This is a genomic window from Thalassospira australica, from assembly GCF_000763295.1.
GTDB classification, from domain to species: Bacteria; Pseudomonadota; Alphaproteobacteria; order Rhodospirillales; family Thalassospiraceae; genus Thalassospira; species Thalassospira australica.
Genome location: NZ_JRJE01000009.1, coordinates 205,403 through 222,201, shown reverse-complemented (window position 1 = coordinate 222,201; position 16,799 = coordinate 205,403). Strand labels below are relative to the sequence as shown.

Sequence of the window (16,799 nt, the reverse complement as noted above, 5' to 3'; positions counted from 1 at the left end):
TTACCGGAGTTTCAGGGTTGCAAGCCCGACAAGTGCCAGAATCACCGCAATGATCCAAAAGCGGATCACGATGGTGGGTTCCTGCCAGCCCTTTTTCTCAAAATGGTGATGAAGCGGTGCCATGCGGAAAACGCGTTTCCCTGTTAGCTTGAACGAGCCGACCTGAATAATGACCGACAAGGTTTCCAAGACAAACAAGCCGCCAATAATTGCCAGAACCAGTTCGTGTTTGGTGACAACCGAAACTGCTCCAAGTGCGCCGCCAAGGGCGAGCGACCCGGTGTCCCCCATAAATACCATGGCGGGCGGGGCGTTATACCAAAGGAACCCAAGTCCGGCACCGACCAGCGCGCCAAGGAAAATGGTTAACTCACCCGAACCCGCGACATAGTGAACTTGCAGATATTCCGCGAACTGCACGTTACCGATCAGATAGGTGATCAGTGCAAAGCTTGCGGCGGCAATCATTACCGGCACAATCGCCAAGCCATCCAGGCCATCGGTCAGGTTGACCGAATTGGATGCCCCAACCATGACAAACATGGCAAACGGCACAAAGAACCAGCCCAGATCAAGCAGGAAGTTCTTGAAAAACGGGAAGGCAAGTGCCGTCGAAAGCGGATCGGCGGTGTTATATGAAATCCACCATGCAGCAAGGGCCGCGATGGAAAACTGGCCAAGAAGTTTAAGCTTGCCCGGAAGGCCCTTGGTATTGCGTTTTGAAACTTTCAGGAAGTCGTCAAGGAACCCAAGGAAGCCATAGCCGATGGTGACCAGAAGAACCGCCCAGACGTATGGATTGGTCAAATCTGCCCACAGCAGGGTGGCAATTGATGTTGAGATCAACAACAAAAGCCCGCCCATGGTTGGCGTACCCTTTTTCGTCAAAAGGTGGCTTTCCGGGCCATCTTCGCGGATCGGTTGACCTTCGCTTTGTTTGGAACGCAACCAGTTGATCAGATGCGGGCCAATGACAAAGGCCAGGACCAGCGAGGTGATGATCGCACCACCCGTACGAAATGTGATGTACCGAAACAGATTCAGTACCGGCATCTGATCAGCAAATTGATAAAGCAGATTATAGAGCATCGCTCTTGTCGTTCCTTTTGCGACTGAGGGTCAGCGCTGACCCTGTTCTGTTGCGGTTGTGGAATTGTCCACCACGCCACAGGATTTTAAGGCCGATACAATTTTCGAAACGTAAATGCCAAGTGACCCTTTGACCAAAACCACGTCACCGGCACGCAAAGCCGCCTTGATTGGCTCAATCGCGTCTTCGGGGGTGTCAAAGTGACCGGCATTGCGTTCCGCAGGCAACGTTTTGTCCAGTTCAGCCATCAACGGACCAACAGAATAAACCTGATCAATTTCAAGCGAGGTTAATGGGTGATGCAGATCGCCATGCATTTTTGCGGCGTCTTCGCCCAGTTCACGCATTTCACCAAGAACGGCAATTTTACGACCACCTTCGCCCGGCTTGCTTTGCGACAGAACCTTGATTCCCGCCATCATCGAGGTCGGATTGGCATTATAGGAATCATCAATAAGCGTAAAGGTGCCGTCGCCGCAGGGCAGCTTGACCGTGGAAATCTCGCCGCGCCCGGCAGGCGGGGTGACATCGGCCAAATCCTGTGATGCACGTTCCGGATCAGCACCAAGTGCTGTGACACAGCCCAGCACCGCCAGAGAGTTCAAAACCCAATGTTCGCCTGGGCAACCGATGAAATATTCAAGGTCGCGACCATCAACACGGGCGCGCACTGCGCTGCCATCCGTGACGATGTTGGCTTCAAACAGGCGATAATTTGATACCGCATCGGTACCAAAGCACTTGATGTCGCCAATCCCGAGTTCCTTCGCACGGCGCGCAAGGGCGAAATAATGCAAGTTGTCGCGGTTCAAGATGACTGTGCCGTTACTTTCAAGGCCGTCAAAAATCTCGGCCTTGGCCATGGCGATTTCGGCTTCGTCCTTGAAGAATTCTGTGTGTGCGCCGACAACAGTAGTGATCAGGGCGACAGATGGCTTGACCAATTTGACCAACGGGCTGATTTCACCCGGATGGTTCATGCCGATTTCAACAACAGCGTACTTCGCATCAACAGGCAGGGTCGCCAGTGTAATCGGCACCCCCCAGTGATTGTTAAAGCTTGCCGGGCTGGCGTGGGTTTTTTCCTGCTGGGACAGCACGTATTTCAACGCTTCCTTGGTGCCAGTCTTGCCAACACTGCCGGTGATGGCGACGATTTTTGCATCGCTGCGTGCGCGTCCGGCTTTGCCCAGATCTTCAAGCGCAGCCATCGTGTCGTTCACCAACAGAACCTTGTTAGCATCGGTGATGCCCGTCGCATCCGATACCATGACGGCATTTGCCCCGGCATCAAGGGCTGCCTGGGCAAATTTATGGCCGTCGAAATTCGGGCCTTTAAGGGCGATGAACAGATCGCCTTTGCTGACTTTTCGGCTGTCAATTGAGATGCCCGTTACCGTCCAGTCATCTGTGGTCTTGCCACCGGTCGCAGTTTCGGCATCTTTTGCCGTCCATAAAACAGCCTTCGTCATAACGTTGCTTTCTTTTCGGTCAGACCATCACGGCCAAAGCGCCGTAACGGGAATTAAGGTCAATTGCCGCCAACAAGAATGCTGTGGGCAACAGATGCATCATCAAACGGAAGAACCGTATCGCCGATGATTTGGCCTCTTTCATGGCCTTTTCCGGCAACAATAAGGACATCGTTGCGTTGAAGTATGCCAATGCCACGTTTGATGGCTTCTGCGCGGTCAGCGATCTCAACAGCACCTTCGCACTTGTCCTTGATCGCGGCGCGAATGATGGCCGGATCTTCGCTGCGCGGATTATCATCGGTGATGATAGCAATATCGGCGAAATCATGGGCAACCTGGCCCATCAACGGGCGTTTCCCAACGTCACGGTCTCCGCCGGCACCAAATACACAAACGATGCGGCCTTTGCAATGCGGACGAACCGCCTTGATGACGGTTTCCAGTGCATCCGGGGTGTGGGCGTAATCGACAAATACCGGTGCGCCAAAACTGGTTTTACCCACCATTTCCAAACGACCGCGCACACCTTCAAGCTTTTCAAGGGCAAGGACCGCCTGATCAAAATCGGCACCCGATGCAACAACGATGGAAAGGGCGGCAAGCGCATTCATCACCTGGAAGCTGCCCATCAGGGGCAGGTGAACGCTGTATTCACCCTTGTTGGCCGCAAGGGTGATCTTGGTGCCGGTGCTGTCAGGAACAGCATCCAGCAGCTTGATGTCATCAGCATTTTGACCATAGGACAGAACATTGACACCACGTTTTGCACACATCTGTTTAAGCAATCCGAACTGTTCGACGTCGGCATTCAGGACGGCGGTGCCATCTGCTACCAGAAGGTCAGAAAACAGACGCGCCTTGGCGGCGAAGTAATTTTCAAACGTCCCGTGATAATCCAGATGATCACGGGACAGGTTGGTAAACGCTGCAACCGTGACTTTCACGCCATCAAGACGGTACTGATCAAGCCCGTGCGAGCTTGCCTCCATCGCAACATGGGTGACCCCGATGCCACACATTTCATCAAGGCTTTGATGCAGGGCGACAGGATCAGGTGTTGTAAGCGAACCGGGGATTTTTGCGCCGGCCGCACGAATGCCAAGCGTTCCGATGGAGCCCGACAAGTTGCCAAGGATCGTCCAGAGCTGCTCGGTAAAGATCGCGGTCGATGTTTTGCCGTTGGTTCCGGTGATTGCTGCAATGTTTGCCGGTTGCTGACCATAAAAGCGTGCCGCAAGCTGGGCATACCGTTTGCGCGGATTTTCCACCGGGATGAGGGGAACCGTAGGGGCAGCCGGTTTTGGTGTGCCGTCCTTTGCCAGAATGGCTGCTGCCCCAAGTTTGATCGCATCTTCGATATACTTGGAGCCGTCGTCTCGTGCGCCGGAAAGGGCGGCAAACATATAGCCATCCTTAACGGTGCGAGAGTCTGCTGTCAGGCCCGTAATGTTCGGGTCCTGTCCTTCGGCATGTTTCAATGCCGCCTGATCACCTGCCATGAGCTCAGAAAGACGCAAGTTTGCGCTCCCCCTTGCGAAGTTCGATCTGCAGCGCTTGCTCAATCTCCGGCGCCTTCGCATTCGCCGGTTCAATGCCCAAAAGGGGAGCAATACGTGTCACAACCTTGCCAACGGCAGGGGCGGACACCCAACCTGCTGTGGCAAATCCATACGTTTCTTTGGTGCCTTTGGGCTCGTCTAGCGTCACCAGAACCACATATTTAGGGTCCTGCATCGGGAAGGCGGCGACAAAGGTCGACATGCGGGCGTTCTTTACGTAGCGCCCGTTCACAAGTTTTTCCGACGTGCCGGTCTTCCCGCCCAGGAAGTAACCCGCCACTTCGGCCTTCTTGCCAGAACCTTCGGTAACCACCAGCCGCATCAAGCGACGCAGCAGTTCCGACGTTTTCTGGGAAAACACACGTTCGCCTGCCGGTGCGCCATCCTGTTTGAGGATGGTTGCCGGTCGGCGAATGCCACCGTTCACAATGGTGGAAATGCCACTGACGACCTGAAGTGGTGTCACGGCCAAACCATGACCGAACGAAATCGTCATGGTATTGATTTCGCGCCAAGGGCTGGGCACCAGCGGCCCGCCAACTTCAGGAAGCTCGATCTGCGGTTTGTCGAGCATGCCAAGCTTTTTGAGATACTTGCGCTGGTTCTCTCCGCCAAAGGCCATTGCCATGCGCGCAGACCCGATGTTGGAGCTGTGCACAAGAATTTCCGGCAAGGTCAGCCAACGATTTTCGGCGTGATAATCGCGGATTTTAAACCCGGCAACCGGCAGCGGCTCGCTTGCGTCATATACGGAATTAAGCGTCGATGTCCCGGTTTCCAGTGCGATGGCGGTGTTAAACAGTTTGAACACCGACCCCATTTCATAGACGCCAAGGGTCGAACGATTGAACCGCGCATCTGCCGGGGCCTGTCCCGGACGATGGGGGTCAAAGTTCGGAAGCGACGTCATGGCGACGACTTCACCGGTATAGACATCCATCACCAACCCGGCAGCGCCAACCGCGCTATAGGTTTCCATCGCGGTTGCGACTTCTTCCTCAAGTGCATATTGCACACGGGTATCAAGGGAAAGTTCAAGCGGACCGTTGTTGATGCGAAGTTCGTTATCAAATTCGCGTTCGGCACCGGCGATGCCGTTATTGTCGATGTCAGTGAAACCCAGAACATGCGAGAACAAACGACCATGCGGATAAATGCGGCGTTCTTCACGCTGGAAGTTCAAACCCGGAATGCCAAGTGAATTGACTTCATATTGCTGTTCGGGCGTCAGGTTGCGGCGAAGCCAGACAAATGCCTTGCGCGAACTCAGGTTGCGGATCAGCGTGTCGCGATCCAGACCGGGAAGGGCGGTCAGCAGCAGATCGGCCGACCCAACCGGGTCTTTGACGACACGGGCGTCAGCATAAAGCGAATTGGTCGGAAGATCGGTCGCAAGCAGCATGCCGTTGCGATCAACAATATCGGCGCGTTCGGTTTTAAGTTCGCGGGTGTCAGTGCCCGATGCGACAGCGGGCTCATTGCCCTGGCGCAGAACAGATGCATCTACCAACCCATAAGTGATCCAGCAGAAACCGATGATGAACATCGCACCGGTAATGAAAATACGGTTACGTGCGGTTTCAAGCGCAAGACGTTCGCGTTGATCCGGGCCCAGTTCCGGGCGGTCGCCCCGCAGCCAGTATGAAAAACGGGTAAAGCTCATTGTGCGCCCCCGATTTCTGCCGCAACTGAGGGTGCATCAATGATCATCGCATCGGCTGCCTCGTCATACATCAGGTCGCCGGGGCGGGCGCGCGGGATCGGCATGAAGGCTACCGCCTCGCCGAACTTGTCAATGCGATACTGGTGCAGGTCAGCGTCTTCTGGCAGATCATCAATGCGTGCCATCTGAGGCACTTCAATTTGTGCCAGGCTCAGATATTGCTGAGACAGACGTTCAATCCGTTCCGGATTGTTCAGATAGCTCCATTCTGCCTGAAGGACATGAATGCTTTCCTGTTCAGCAAGGATTTCTGACTGAATTTGCGCGTACTGCTTTTCAAGACGTTCAACCTCGTGGCTGACCCAATAGGTGCCAGTGCCGATCAGGATGGTCAAAACCAGGCCGATAATGGTTACCGCACGGGTCATTTCTGCCCCCCTTGCGATGTCGCGGGCTGGTCATTGCGGGCCACGGCACGCAGCTTTGCCGAACGGGCGCGCGGATTGGCGCGGATTTCGTCCTTTTGGCCGGTGACGGCCTTGCGCGTGATCGTGGTAAATGTTGGAATGGCGACTTCCGGTTCACCGGGTAGACGTCGTGACATTTTGTTCGGATCGCCCGACCGTTCCTTCATGAATGTTTTGACCTGACGGTCTTCAAGGGAATGGAAAGTTACAACTACTAGGCGGCCGCCGGGATTAAGCAGCGTTTCTGCCGCATGCATCGCGCGTTCAAGTTCGCCAAGCTCGTCGTTTACATAGATGCGGAGTGCCTGGAATGTGCGGGTGGCCGGATCAATGCCATCCTTGGATTTACGCACCACAGACCGCACGGCACGGGCCAGTTGCGATGTCGTGGCAAAGGGTTCGTCGTCACGGGTTTCTATGATTTTGCGTGCGACCTTGCGTGACGCGCGTTCTTCGCCATACCGATAAATCACGTTGGCAATATCGACTTCTTCGGCGGTGTTGACGAAGTCGGCCGCTGTTGGGCCAGACATCGACATGCGCATATCAAGCGGACCGTCCTCGCGGAATGAAAACCCACGATCGGCCTGATCAAGCTGCATGGATGACACGCCGATATCCAGAACGATGCCGTCAACCCTCTGCGCACCTGCCGCCGGGATCAGGCGACCGATATCACCAAAGCAACCCTCAACCATGTGGAAGCGGCCATCGTATTCGGCTTCAAACTTTTTACCGGTGGCAACGGCGGTAGGATCGCGATCAATGCCGTAAAGTTCGCATTTCGCAGAATCAAGAATGGCGCGGGAGTAACCGCCTGCGCCAAAGGTGCCGTCGACCATGATTTCGCCGTCACGCGGGGCAAGGGCATCAAGAACCTCGCGCAGCAGGACCGGCTTGTGCGGACGGTCTTCTGTGGCAAAGCTTAGATCATCATCGCTCATGATGCGTCCTCCTCGCTGGGGGCGCCGGGACGTGCGCCTTTGGGGAGTTCGGCCATCGGTTTGAGCTTAAGCGTCGCACCACGGTTGAGCGTGCGGGTCCGGCTGGCATCTTGCAGGGGCTTGAAGATGTCCGGGTTCCACAGGCGGAAGGTGCGACCACGGCCGACAAAGGCCACCTGATCTTCGATACGGGCAAATTCGATCAATTCTGCGGGCAGAATGATGCGGCCTTCGCCGTCGTAAGGAAGCATATGCGAGGAGCCAAGGATGGTATCCGCCAGATCATCAGCTTCGTCAGAGAACATGTCGAGTTCGTCAAGTGATGCGGCAATGCGTTCCATATGGCTGTGACTACAGCCTTCAAGCGCGCTTTCCTTGTGAGATTGATACAGGTAGATGCCCGCGAATTCTTCCTGGTCAAGGGCCGCACGGAACCGTTTGGGGACAGATACGCGTCCCTTCCGGTCCAGCTTGTGAATGTGCGTCCCTGTGAACAGCACGTCGCCATTCCCCTGATCAAAAAATCCGATTTCAAAACAAGACCCGTAATGGGCGGTCACATGACCTGTTGCTGTCTGAAATGGATATGCCCCGCATGGCACGGAATTTGTGCCTCTTTATGGGGTACCATGGGAAATGATGGGGGTCAATGGGATTTGATGGGTTCAAATGTGACGTTTTGGTGCTTTCCGACGGTTTCAGCTCTATATGCAAAAAGGCTGATTTCCACCAAAAACGTCAGGAATCACAAGGTTAACTGCCTTCTGCCCATAAAATCCCAAACCCGTTCCATGGATACCCATGGACAGGCCATCGAAAACCGAAATTTGGGTTTTGATGGACCCGATGCAGAATTGGATTTTGATGGGATGATTGAAGACAATTTGCGATTTGACTCCCAATCGGGTTTGATGCGCGGGCATACTCCTGCAAGATGGTGGTGTGATCCTGGATGATCAGAAAATCGACCATCGGGAATGAAATAACCCCGCGTTTGGGGCTGCCGATTTACTGGCGCGGGGCAGCGTCAGCGAAACGAAGGAAGCGATTTTTGCGGATAAAAGCTGCCATTCTATTAATAGGTTGCACATTCTTTGGGGCTTTTGCTGTTCTCGGCCAAAGCCCGTTTGGCAATGGATCGGCGTTTGCGCAAGGGCTTGGTCTGGATCCGACCGGAAATGGATCAACCTCGCCCGAGGTATCATCACCGCAGATGCGCGACTTGCTGCCCTTGATCATGAAACAATTGCAAAGCAACCCCGAACTGATGTCCCAATTTGGTATGGGCGGGCTTTCAGGGCTTAATGGCCTTGCCGGGGATGGATCAAATTCAGGGCTGCCTGGCGTTTCCGGTGACGGCGCGGCAAATATCCCCGGACTGAGCGAGGCAATAGCCAAGGCGCTTGCCCAGCAAAACGCTGGCTCTGGTGTTGCACCACTGGGCATTCCCGAGCAGGTCAAGGTCTACCGCGAACAATATCACCCGGTGGATATTGATCAGGACGGCCGGATTAGTGCGGATGAAGCCGCCGCCTATGCAAGCTGGATGTTCCGTCGGCGCGATATCAATGGTGATCATGTGCTGGTCGGGCGTGAATTTTCCGCGGTTGAACAATTGCCCGGTTCTTCTGAGGCCAACCGCCAACGGTTGCGCACCGAAAGTCGACGTCTTGAACTTCTGTTTCCAGAATTTGACGCTGATGGCGATAAAATGATCAGTAAGGATGAGTTCATGACCCAAGTGCGTCTGACATATGATGACAAACGCGGAGCCGAGGCCGATATTGATCCGTTCTCTTTTCAGACGGTCTTGCCATTTTAGCATCTGATACCGCATTGACACGTATTTGTCGCATGACACCAAAACAATAAACTGGCATCCGTCACCAACGGTTGACCGGAAGACACGGAGAAGCTCATGGACACCAACGAATTCTTTGCCCCGGCGCGCACAGCTGGCGATGATACACAGGGGGCAGTTGATCCGGCGGCAAATAGTGCTGATGGGGTTCATGATGAACAAATTCCCGTAGGCGTAACCGATCCAAAACCGGTCACGTCAAAGACAGAGCGCCTGCCGGTCTGGGTGGATTTGCTTTCACCGTCGTCTGATGAAATCCATGAGATCGAGAAACGTTTTGGCATCGAAGTCCCAACGCGTGAGGAAATGCAGGAAATTGAGCTTTCCTCGCGTCTTTATGAGGAGGACGGCGCGCTTTTCATGACCGTGTCGGTTTTAACTCGTGCGACAACCGATGCGCCGCAGACAACGGCGGTGACATTTATATTGGTCAAGAAAACCCTGATTACCCTTCGGTATGCGGACCCGGTCCCGTTTAAAACCTTTATCCGTCGGGTCAAGCGCAGCCCGTCACTTGTCAACAGTGCAGAGTCCGTTCTTTTCGGGCTGCTTGAACAGATCGTCGACCGTCTAGCCGATGTGATGGAGCAAACTGCGGTTGATCTTGAAAACCTCTCCAATCAGGTTTTCGCCAACCCCGAAGATCGTGGGGCGGATCGTGATCATCGTGAAACCCTGCGTCAAATCGGGCGAACGGGCAATCTGTCCGGCAAGGCCAAGGATAGTCTGTTGAACCTGCACCGTTTGGGGCTTTTTCTGTCCACTCAGGTTCGCCTTAAAAAGGATGCCAAGGCGCGGCTTAAGGTGCTGTCACGCGATATTGGCTCGATTACTGAGCATGCCAATTTCATCGCCAACAAGGTGACTTTTCTGCTTGATGCGACACTTGGCATGATCAGCCTCGAGCAAAATAACATCATCAAGATTTTCTCGGTCGCCGCTGCCGCCTTCCTGCCCCCCACCCTGATTGCCAGTATCTATGGCATGAACTTCGAATTTATGCCTGAACTTGGTTGGGAGTTCGGCTATCCGGTGGCCATCGGATTGATGGTTCTCTCAGCCGTGTTGCCGTTGCTGTATTTCAAACGCAAAGGGTGGCTTTAAATATTCGCGGGTTTGGCGCAATTGGTGGGCTGATTGTCCTGCACGCCACGGGGTTTGTTGGTAAACTCGCCCGCAACGCCGCACATATTTTAATACCGCTTCCGGAGCTCCAAAATGAGCCAGACCGCCCTGATCCTGATTGATTGGCAGCAAGGATTTGATGACCTCGAATATTGGGGTAACCGCAACAACCCAGATGCTGAAAACAATGGCAAAAAGCTTCTCGACCATTGGCGCACGTCGGGGTGGCCGGTCTTTCATGCCAAACATGATTCCACCGAGCCCCAATCACGCCTGCATCCCGCCCATCCGGGCAATGCATTCAAGCCGGAATTAAGCCCGATTGATGGCGAACCTGTTTATGGCAAGAACGTTAATTCAGCCCTGATCGGTACCAGACTTGAGGCGGATTTGCGTGCCCGGGGGATTTCAAGGTTGGTGTTGTGTGGCATCACAACGGATCATTGTGTGAACACAACAACACGTATGGCGGCCAACCTTGGTTTTGATGCGACGATTGCCGCTGACGCCTGTGCGACCTTTGATCGAAAGTTGCCCGACGGTCGGATTTTTGCCGCCGAATTGGTTCATGATGTGGCACTTGCCAGCCTGAATGAAGAATTTGCTACCGTGAAAGCGGTTGATGAAATCATTGCAGCTTGATCTGCAATTGACTTGGCTGGGCAGGTGGCGCAATTTCGCCGCCTGATTCCCGCAAAAGGTGTGCCTCATGACCAAGATCGACACTCAGGAAAAACTCCGTGCCATTTACGGAGATCCGATCGAGATTGCTGTTGCCAAGTGCTTGACCGCGCTTGATCCGCACTGCAAACATTTCATCGGTTTGGCGCCCTTTGCGGTTATTTCTTCGGCAGATGCGAATGGGGATGCCGATGTCAGCCCGCGTGGAGACGGCCCCGGCTTCATCAAGGTGCTTGATGACAACACCATTGTCATGCCCGATCGCCCCGGCAACAACCGGGTTGATACGCTTTCCAATATCATCGAAAATCCGAAGGTCGGGATGCTGTTCTTTGTGCCGGGCGTGAATGAAACGTTGCGGCTAAATGGTCTTGCCGAGATCAGCACAGATCCGGAATTGCTTGTTTTGTTTGCCGACACGCCAAAGCCCCCTATCACAGCGATCAAGGTTACGGTCGAAGAAGCCTTTTTGCATTGTGCAAAATCGCTGATGCGCTCAAAGCTATGGGACGCGGGTACTCAGATTGACCGCAAGAGCCTTCCTACCCTTGGCAAAATGATCAAGGATCAGGCGAGGGTAAACATTCCCATTGGCACGCAAGAAGAATCTGATCAGCATTTCGCGCAATCAATTGCCGAACGCGGCTGAGGCTTTTGCCGCGGGGAAATTCCCGCTGTTGCCAATTTGGGCGATCAGAAAAGAAATATACCAGATGGCCTGTAAGCCGGGTTCTGTCCATGCGGCGAACCGCACTGGATGACTATTCATCTGGGACGTCCGTCGCCGAACGCCTCCTGCAACCAACCCGAATGGTGGTGCGAAAACCCACCTGCCGACAATGCCGAAGCATCCGGCCGACCATTCCTATTAGGTTTTGCTCCCGGTGGGGTTTACCATGCGTCCCGCATTGCTGAAGGACCGGTGCGCTCTTACCGCACCCTTTCACCCTTACCGGATGGCTTGCGCGATCCGGCGGTATTCTCTCTGTGGCACTTTCCCTAGGGTCGCCCCCGCCAGACGTTATCTGGCACCGTGTTTCCGTGGAGCCCGGACTTTCCTCCCCGATTGCTTGCAATCAGGGCAGCCATCCGGCCATCTGGTGGTGGGGATGTAGGGGACATCTGCCAATGCGTCAAGAAAAAGCGGCAGCGTTATGTGGTCCTGACCTTAACGGTTGATCTTATTTGCCAACGCACGGGCGATGCGAAAGCACTGTGCATCCGCGACACCGGAAATGTCTGCTGGTCGCCAATGGCGCTGAAAGGCAATGGCGCGTTGCGTAATGTTGCTTTCATCGCCAAGGGAATAGCCGATCTTGGCAAGAAGCTGATCAAAGGCGTCCGGGTTTTGGTCGGCGGGTGTCTGTGTTGCGTGTGCAAGTTCATCATCTTGCGGCCAAATCCCGATGCCGTTTTGGGCGAGCAGTTTCCACGGGAAAAGCTCACCGGGATCTTCCTTGCGGTCGGGCGCCATATCGGAATGGGCGATGACCCGGTCAGGCGGGATGTCGAAACGTGAAAGGATATCCTGACACAATGTGATCACCGATTGGATTTGAACGTCGGGAAAGGGGCGATAGCCAAATTCATGGCCAGGATTGACGATCTCTACCCCGATCGAATGAGAATTGACGTCAGAGCAACCCTGCCAACAGCCTCGTCCGGCGTGCCATGCGCGTTTGTCCTCATCGACAAGCAACAAGATGGAGCCGTCTTCTTCGATTAAATAATGGCTTGAGACGGAGCTTTCCGGATCAGACAGGCGTTCAAGTGCCTCCTTGCCTGATTTCATGCCGGTGTAATGCAGCACCAGAATATCTATCGGGCAGCCTTCTGGTCGGTCCCCGAAATTGGGTGATGGGTGGGAAATGATGTCGTTTTGCACTGTTACCTTGCGCATGCCACCTCCCATCCTGATCAGGCCATTCCCTGTGCTTTGCGCTGAACCGGTTTACGCACCATGATCACGGCCACCCCGCACAGAACCACAATACTGCCAATGATCTTAAGCACCGAGAACGCTTCGTCAAATACAAGAAACGATCCGATAACACTGATCACCGGGGCAAGCAGCGACCATGGGACAACGGCATTCACATCCTGAGTTTTCAGCAAATGATACCAGAAGCCATAGGCCACAATCGATGACATCACCACGGTGAAGCTGAGGTTGGCCCAAGCCACCCAGCTTGCATCCATTACAGCCTGAAACGCATTGGGTTCGAATATCAGTGACATGACAAACAGTTGCGGGGCTGCCATCAATGCCATCCAGCCATTAAGCTGGAAGGTGTTGATATCCCCAAGCTTCTTGATCATGACATTGGCAACCGCCCACATAAAGGATGCAAAGACCACCAGTAAAAGCGGTAATTGCAATTCGGTCATGGTCGGGTCCCAGAACATGATGGTGACACCGATAAAGGCCAATGCCATGCCCGACAGCCGCTTCCAGCCAAGCCTGTCATTAAAGAAATAGGTCGCAAGCATTGATGAAAATGGCACGCCCAGAAGAATGATCACTGCAACCGGACCGGCATCAATCATCGACAGTGCGTAAAACAGAACCCCGAAATGCAGCCCGCCAAATGTTACGGAAATGATTGCAAGTTTGCCCATGCGTCCGTGTGGTATCTTCGTAAACGGTATCAACAGGATCGCCACAGCCGCAAAACGGATCGCGGTCAGGATAAAGGGCGGAATTTCACCAACCGCGCCTTTGACGGTAAGCATGTTTACGCCCCAAATGACGGCCACGGAAAAGGCCATAAGAACGGCTTTGATCGGCAACTGCTTTACCTTTCAGCAAAAGGGGCGATATCGCGTGGACCGACATCCGGCAAATGGTCACAGCTACGCCACGTTGTCGTGGTAACCATGGCCCTTGATCCAATGTTTCAAGTCAAAACACAAATGAGTTGTTCTCAACTCAGATCTAATGTGTCTGGAGAACAGGCCTTTGGGCAAGGGATATCATTGGTGCATGTTTCAACACCATAGGGGCGGGCGCTTAGACCTGTCCAAGTTCCTCGCGCAGCATTTCAAGTTCAAGCCAGCGTTCTTCGGATGCTTCAAGTTCGGACCGTGCCGCGTCCAGTCGGTCGACCTTTTTCTGGAAACCATCCGGGTCCTTGGTAAATAGTTCGCTGTCAGAAAGGGCTTTTTCCAGCGTGGCGATTTCTTTTTCAAGCTTGGCCATCGCATCAGGCAAATTGTCGTATTCGCGTTGGTCCTTATAACTCATCTTGCCAGATGGCTTTGATTTTGGTGCGCTGGCCTGTGCGGTTTTCTTGACCTGCTTGGCGGCGGCTTTTTCTTCCTTTGCGGCCTCTGCGCGCGAGAGTTTGCGTTGGGCAATATAGTCGGAATAACCACCGGGGTATTCAATCGCCGTCCCGTCGCCTTCCATAACGATGGAGGAGGTCACCACACGGTCAAGGAAATCACGATCATGGCTGACCAGCAAAAGCGTGCCTTCGTAATCGTCGAGCATCTCCTGAAGCAGATCCAGCGTATCCATATCCAGATCGTTGGTCGGCTCATCCATGATCAAAAGGTTGGTTGGTTTGGCCAACTGTTTTGCCAAAAGCAAACGGTTGCGTTCCCCGCCTGAAAGCGCGCCAACGGGGCTTCGTGCCTGTTTTTCATCAAACAGGAAATCCCGCAGGTAGCTGACCACGTGACGTGGGTTGCCGCGCACCATCACCTGATCGCCGCCAACATCACACAGCGTATCCCAAAGCGTCTTGTCATCATCAAGAGCGGCACGCTTTTGATCAAAATAGCTGGCATTCAGGTTGGTGCCGATCTTGATCGTGCCGCTGTCGGGTTCAACTTGCCCGGTCAGCATCTTAAGCAATGTCGTTTTACCGGCCCCGTTCGGGCCGATGATCCCGACTTTGTCGCCACGCAAAATACGGGTGGAAAAGTCGCTGATGATCTGTCGGTCGCCAAAGGCTTTGGCGATGTCGGTTGCTTCAATCACAACCTTGCCGGATGTTTCACCGGTATCGGCCGCGAGCGACACATTACCAATGCGGTCAACCTGTTTGGAGCGCTGTTCACGCATGTCATACAGGCGACGCAGACGCCCCTGATTACGTTTGCGGCGCGCAGAAATCCCTTGAACCGACCAAACGGTTTCCTTGGCGATCAGCTTATCAAGCTTGGCGCGTTCTTCGGCTTCCTTGCGATAGATTTCCTCGGACCATTCTTCGAATTTGGCAAAGTTGATCGCCCCCTGATGCATAACGCCGCGGTCCAGCCACAGGATGCCATTGGAAACGGCATTCAGGAAAGCGCGGTCATGCGAAATCACAACAACAGCGCCGCGGAAATTCTTGATTTCGCCTTCAAGCCATTCAATCGTTGGCAAATCCAGATGGTTGGTCGGCTCGTCAAGCAGCAGGACCTGCGGATCCGCGATCAATGCGCGCGCAATTGCCGCCCTGCGACCTTCACCACCTGAAAGCTGTTTGGGATCGGATTTCGGATCAATATCGACCGATGCCAACAGCATGTCGGAACGATAGGCATATTCCTGTTCATGATCGTCAAGTGCCGAAAGCACGAATTCCTCGACCGTGTCAAAGCCGTCGAATTTTGGTTCCTGATTAAGATAAGCGACCTTGCAGCCGGGCTGAACAAAGCGCTCTCCGCCATCTGCCTCAATCTCACCAGCGATGATTTTCAGCAATGTGGACTTGCCGCCGCCATTACGCCCGACAAGGCACAGTCGATCGCGTTCCCCAATGGCAAATGACACATCGGAAAACAGATCATTCCCGCCAAAGGTCAGGTGAATGTCATTTATATTGATCAGCGGTGGCGCCATGAAAAAACCGATACGCTTGAGGATGAAAACACGGTCACAGTGACCGGTCCCCTGCAAACAGCAAATCGGGTGCTGTTGCAAGGGAAATCATCTTAAACCGGGTCTTGCTGTATGGATTGCCCGATCAATTGACCAATCAACGGATCCCACGTTCTTTGCAGATTTGATCCCAGGCCGCATTAATGCGTGCCATCTTGTCATTGGCCTGTTCGATGAATTCGGGGGGCATCCCTTTGGCCATCAGGGTATCAGGGTGGTTTTCACGTGACAATTTGCGATGGGCGGACTTCAGGTCATCATCGCTGGCCTCACGGGTCAGACCAAGCTGCTCATAGGGATCTGGGCCATTTGACGCGGTAAAGGCATGATGGACCCGATCAAAGTCGACATCGGCAAAGCCAAAGATATGGGCGACTTTCTTAAGGTAGTTCTGTTCTGCCGGGTGCAATTCGCCATCGGCCATTGCGATTTGATAAAGCGCTTCGAGCAACCCTTCTAGCAGGGCGCGCTCCCCGCGGAACATGGTTGCGATCTGCTGGGCATAAATTTCAAACCCGTCAGACGATGATTTGGCCATGTCAAATATGCGACCGACGTTCTTTTCTTCGCCCGGTGGGATATGAAAGACACGTTTGAATGCATTGATTTCATCACGACTGACGTGGCCATCGACCTTTGCCATTTTGGCCGCCAAAACAATTACGCCGGTCGCAAAGGCAACCTGTCTTGGGTCTTGTCCGCCAATCTGTGGGCCACGTGCGCTGTTTTTGAATTTGTCAACAACGTGACCGGCCGCCGCACCAAGGATCGCACCCAAAGGTCCGCCCAAGGCAAAACCAGCGGTTCCACCAATAATTTTGCCCCAGATGCTCATGGGTGATCTTCATCCTGTTGGTTGTAATGCATTTGGCAGTCTGTCTTAAGCAGCCGTTTGGATGCTTTGTGCAAAGCACAAACATAGTACGCATCCCGTGGAAATAAATGGCCAATTTGAAAGCACTAGTGCCAAAGGTAGGGGGGATTAACAATTAGTATATACAATGGTATTTATATATCCACTATTGGTAGAATGAATTATGATCACTAAATAATAAAAATAA

At 53.7% G+C, this 16,799-nt stretch carries 15 protein-coding genes and 1 other RNA gene; 4 read left to right on the top strand and 12 right to left on the bottom strand.

The window, feature by feature from the left end:
* Genes mraY through JF44_RS0108520 form a run of 7 tightly spaced genes read right to left on the bottom strand, consistent with a single transcriptional unit; the run spans window position 1 to window position 7,698 of the window.
* Window positions 1-1,089 (bottom strand): phospho-N-acetylmuramoyl-pentapeptide-transferase, encoded by a 1,089-nt coding sequence (mraY, locus tag JF44_RS0108550; protein ID WP_033068535.1) that lies wholly within the window; start codon window positions 1,087-1,089, stop codon window positions 1-3.
* Between the two features lie 30 nt (window positions 1,090-1,119).
* Complete coding sequence (locus tag JF44_RS0108545) at window positions 1,120-2,562, bottom strand: UDP-N-acetylmuramoyl-tripeptide--D-alanyl-D-alanine ligase (protein ID WP_033068534.1); 1,443 nt, start codon at window positions 2,560-2,562, stop codon at window positions 1,120-1,122.
* Window positions 2,563-2,621: 59 nt separating this feature from the next.
* The gene (locus tag JF44_RS0108540) at window positions 2,622-4,082 is read right to left on the bottom strand and encodes a UDP-N-acetylmuramoyl-L-alanyl-D-glutamate--2,6-diaminopimelate ligase (RefSeq protein ID WP_033068533.1); all 1,461 of its coding nucleotides are present in this window, start codon (window positions 4,080-4,082) and stop codon (window positions 2,622-2,624) included.
* A complete protein-coding gene (locus JF44_RS0108535; RefSeq protein ID WP_033068532.1) occupies window positions 4,069-5,787 on the bottom strand; it encodes a peptidoglycan D,D-transpeptidase FtsI family protein in 1,719 nt (572 codons plus the stop codon). The genes JF44_RS0108540 and JF44_RS0108535 overlap by 14 nt, the downstream gene beginning before the upstream one ends.
* On the bottom strand, window positions 5,784-6,215 hold the full coding sequence (gene ftsL / locus JF44_RS0108530; RefSeq protein WP_033068531.1) for a cell division protein FtsL: 432 nt from the start codon (window positions 6,213-6,215) through the stop codon (window positions 5,784-5,786). The genes JF44_RS0108535 and ftsL overlap by 4 nt, the downstream gene beginning before the upstream one ends.
* On the bottom strand, window positions 6,212-7,198 hold the full coding sequence (rsmH, locus tag JF44_RS0108525) for a 16S rRNA (cytosine(1402)-N(4))-methyltransferase RsmH (RefSeq protein ID WP_052065607.1): 987 nt from the start codon (window positions 7,196-7,198) through the stop codon (window positions 6,212-6,214). The genes ftsL and rsmH overlap by 4 nt, the downstream gene beginning before the upstream one ends.
* Window positions 7,195-7,698, bottom strand: a complete 504-nt coding sequence (locus JF44_RS0108520) for a division/cell wall cluster transcriptional repressor MraZ (RefSeq protein WP_033068617.1) — start codon at window positions 7,696-7,698, stop codon at window positions 7,195-7,197. Before JF44_RS0108520 ends, rsmH begins: the two co-directional genes overlap by 4 nt.
* Window positions 7,699-8,249: 551 nt before the next feature.
* On the opposite strand from JF44_RS0108520, the gene JF44_RS0108510 reads away from it, so the two are divergent.
* The 4 genes from JF44_RS0108510 to JF44_RS0108495 all read left to right on the top strand — a co-directional run bounded on the left by JF44_RS0108510 (window position 8,250) and on the right by JF44_RS0108495 (window position 11,514).
* Window positions 8,250-9,020, top strand: a complete 771-nt coding sequence (locus JF44_RS0108510; RefSeq protein WP_238318402.1) for an EF-hand domain-containing protein — start codon at window positions 8,250-8,252, stop codon at window positions 9,018-9,020.
* 96 nt (window positions 9,021-9,116) lie between these two features.
* Window positions 9,117-10,163, top strand: a complete 1,047-nt coding sequence (gene corA, locus JF44_RS0108505; RefSeq protein ID WP_033068529.1) for a magnesium/cobalt transporter CorA — start codon at window positions 9,117-9,119, stop codon at window positions 10,161-10,163.
* A gap of 114 nt (window positions 10,164-10,277) precedes the next feature.
* Entirely contained in the window at window positions 10,278-10,826 is a 549-nt protein-coding gene (locus JF44_RS0108500; protein WP_033068528.1) for a cysteine hydrolase family protein, read from the top strand.
* Between the two features lie 67 nt (window positions 10,827-10,893).
* Window positions 10,894-11,514, top strand: coding sequence for a pyridoxamine 5'-phosphate oxidase family protein (locus JF44_RS0108495; protein WP_033068527.1), 621 nt, complete (start codon window positions 10,894-10,896; stop codon window positions 11,512-11,514).
* A gap of 56 nt (window positions 11,515-11,570) precedes the next feature.
* Here JF44_RS0108495 and rnpB read toward each other — a convergent pair.
* From rnpB to JF44_RS0108475, 5 genes are all read right to left on the bottom strand, one after another.
* Window positions 11,571-11,966: RNase P RNA component class A (gene rnpB, locus JF44_RS19910), an RNA gene on the bottom strand.
* Window positions 11,967-12,033: 67 nt separating this feature from the next.
* Window positions 12,034-12,765, bottom strand: a complete 732-nt coding sequence (locus tag JF44_RS0108490; protein ID WP_033068526.1) for an N-acetylmuramoyl-L-alanine amidase — start codon at window positions 12,763-12,765, stop codon at window positions 12,034-12,036.
* Between the two features lie 17 nt (window positions 12,766-12,782).
* Window positions 12,783-13,634, bottom strand: coding sequence for a DMT family transporter (locus JF44_RS0108485; RefSeq protein WP_272945638.1), 852 nt, complete (start codon window positions 13,632-13,634; stop codon window positions 12,783-12,785).
* A gap of 241 nt (window positions 13,635-13,875) precedes the next feature.
* Window positions 13,876-15,699 (bottom strand): ATP-binding cassette domain-containing protein, encoded by a 1,824-nt coding sequence (locus JF44_RS0108480; protein WP_033068615.1) that lies wholly within the window; start codon window positions 15,697-15,699, stop codon window positions 13,876-13,878.
* A 136-nt stretch (window positions 15,700-15,835) separates the two neighbouring features.
* A complete protein-coding gene (locus JF44_RS0108475) occupies window positions 15,836-16,573 on the bottom strand; it encodes a TerB family tellurite resistance protein (protein ID WP_033068524.1) in 738 nt (245 codons plus the stop codon).
* Window positions 16,574-16,799: the final 226 nt, after the last annotated feature.

Excerpts from the sequence above, each read along its gene's own strand:
- mraY (WP_033068535.1), bottom strand. The coding sequence starts at position 1,089 with ATGCTCTATAATCTGCTTTATCAATTTGCTGATCAGATGCCGGTACTG.
- JF44_RS0108545 (WP_033068534.1), bottom strand. The coding sequence starts at position 2,562 with ATGACGAAGGCTGTTTTATGGACGGCAAAAGATGCCGAAACTGCGACC.
- JF44_RS0108535 (WP_033068532.1), bottom strand. The coding sequence starts at position 5,787 with ATGAGCTTTACCCGTTTTTCATACTGGCTGCGGGGCGACCGCCCGGAA.
- ftsL (WP_033068531.1), bottom strand. The coding sequence starts at position 6,215 with ATGACCCGTGCGGTAACCATTATCGGCCTGGTTTTGACCATCCTGATC.
- rsmH (WP_052065607.1), bottom strand. The coding sequence starts at position 7,198 with ATGAGCGATGATGATCTAAGCTTTGCCACAGAAGACCGTCCGCACAAG.
- corA (WP_033068529.1), top strand. The coding sequence starts at position 9,117 with ATGGACACCAACGAATTCTTTGCCCCGGCGCGCACAGCTGGCGATGAT.
- JF44_RS0108500 (WP_033068528.1), top strand. The coding sequence starts at position 10,278 with ATGAGCCAGACCGCCCTGATCCTGATTGATTGGCAGCAAGGATTTGAT.
- JF44_RS0108495 (WP_033068527.1), top strand. The coding sequence starts at position 10,894 with ATGACCAAGATCGACACTCAGGAAAAACTCCGTGCCATTTACGGAGAT.
- JF44_RS0108490 (WP_033068526.1), bottom strand. The coding sequence starts at position 12,765 with ATGCGCAAGGTAACAGTGCAAAACGACATCATTTCCCACCCATCACCC.
- JF44_RS0108485 (WP_272945638.1), bottom strand. The coding sequence starts at position 13,634 with ATGGCCTTTTCCGTGGCCGTCATTTGGGGCGTAAACATGCTTACCGTC.
- JF44_RS0108480 (WP_033068615.1), bottom strand. The coding sequence starts at position 15,699 with ATGGCGCCACCGCTGATCAATATAAATGACATTCACCTGACCTTTGGC.
- JF44_RS0108475 (WP_033068524.1), bottom strand. The coding sequence starts at position 16,573 with ATGAGCATCTGGGGCAAAATTATTGGTGGAACCGCTGGTTTTGCCTTG.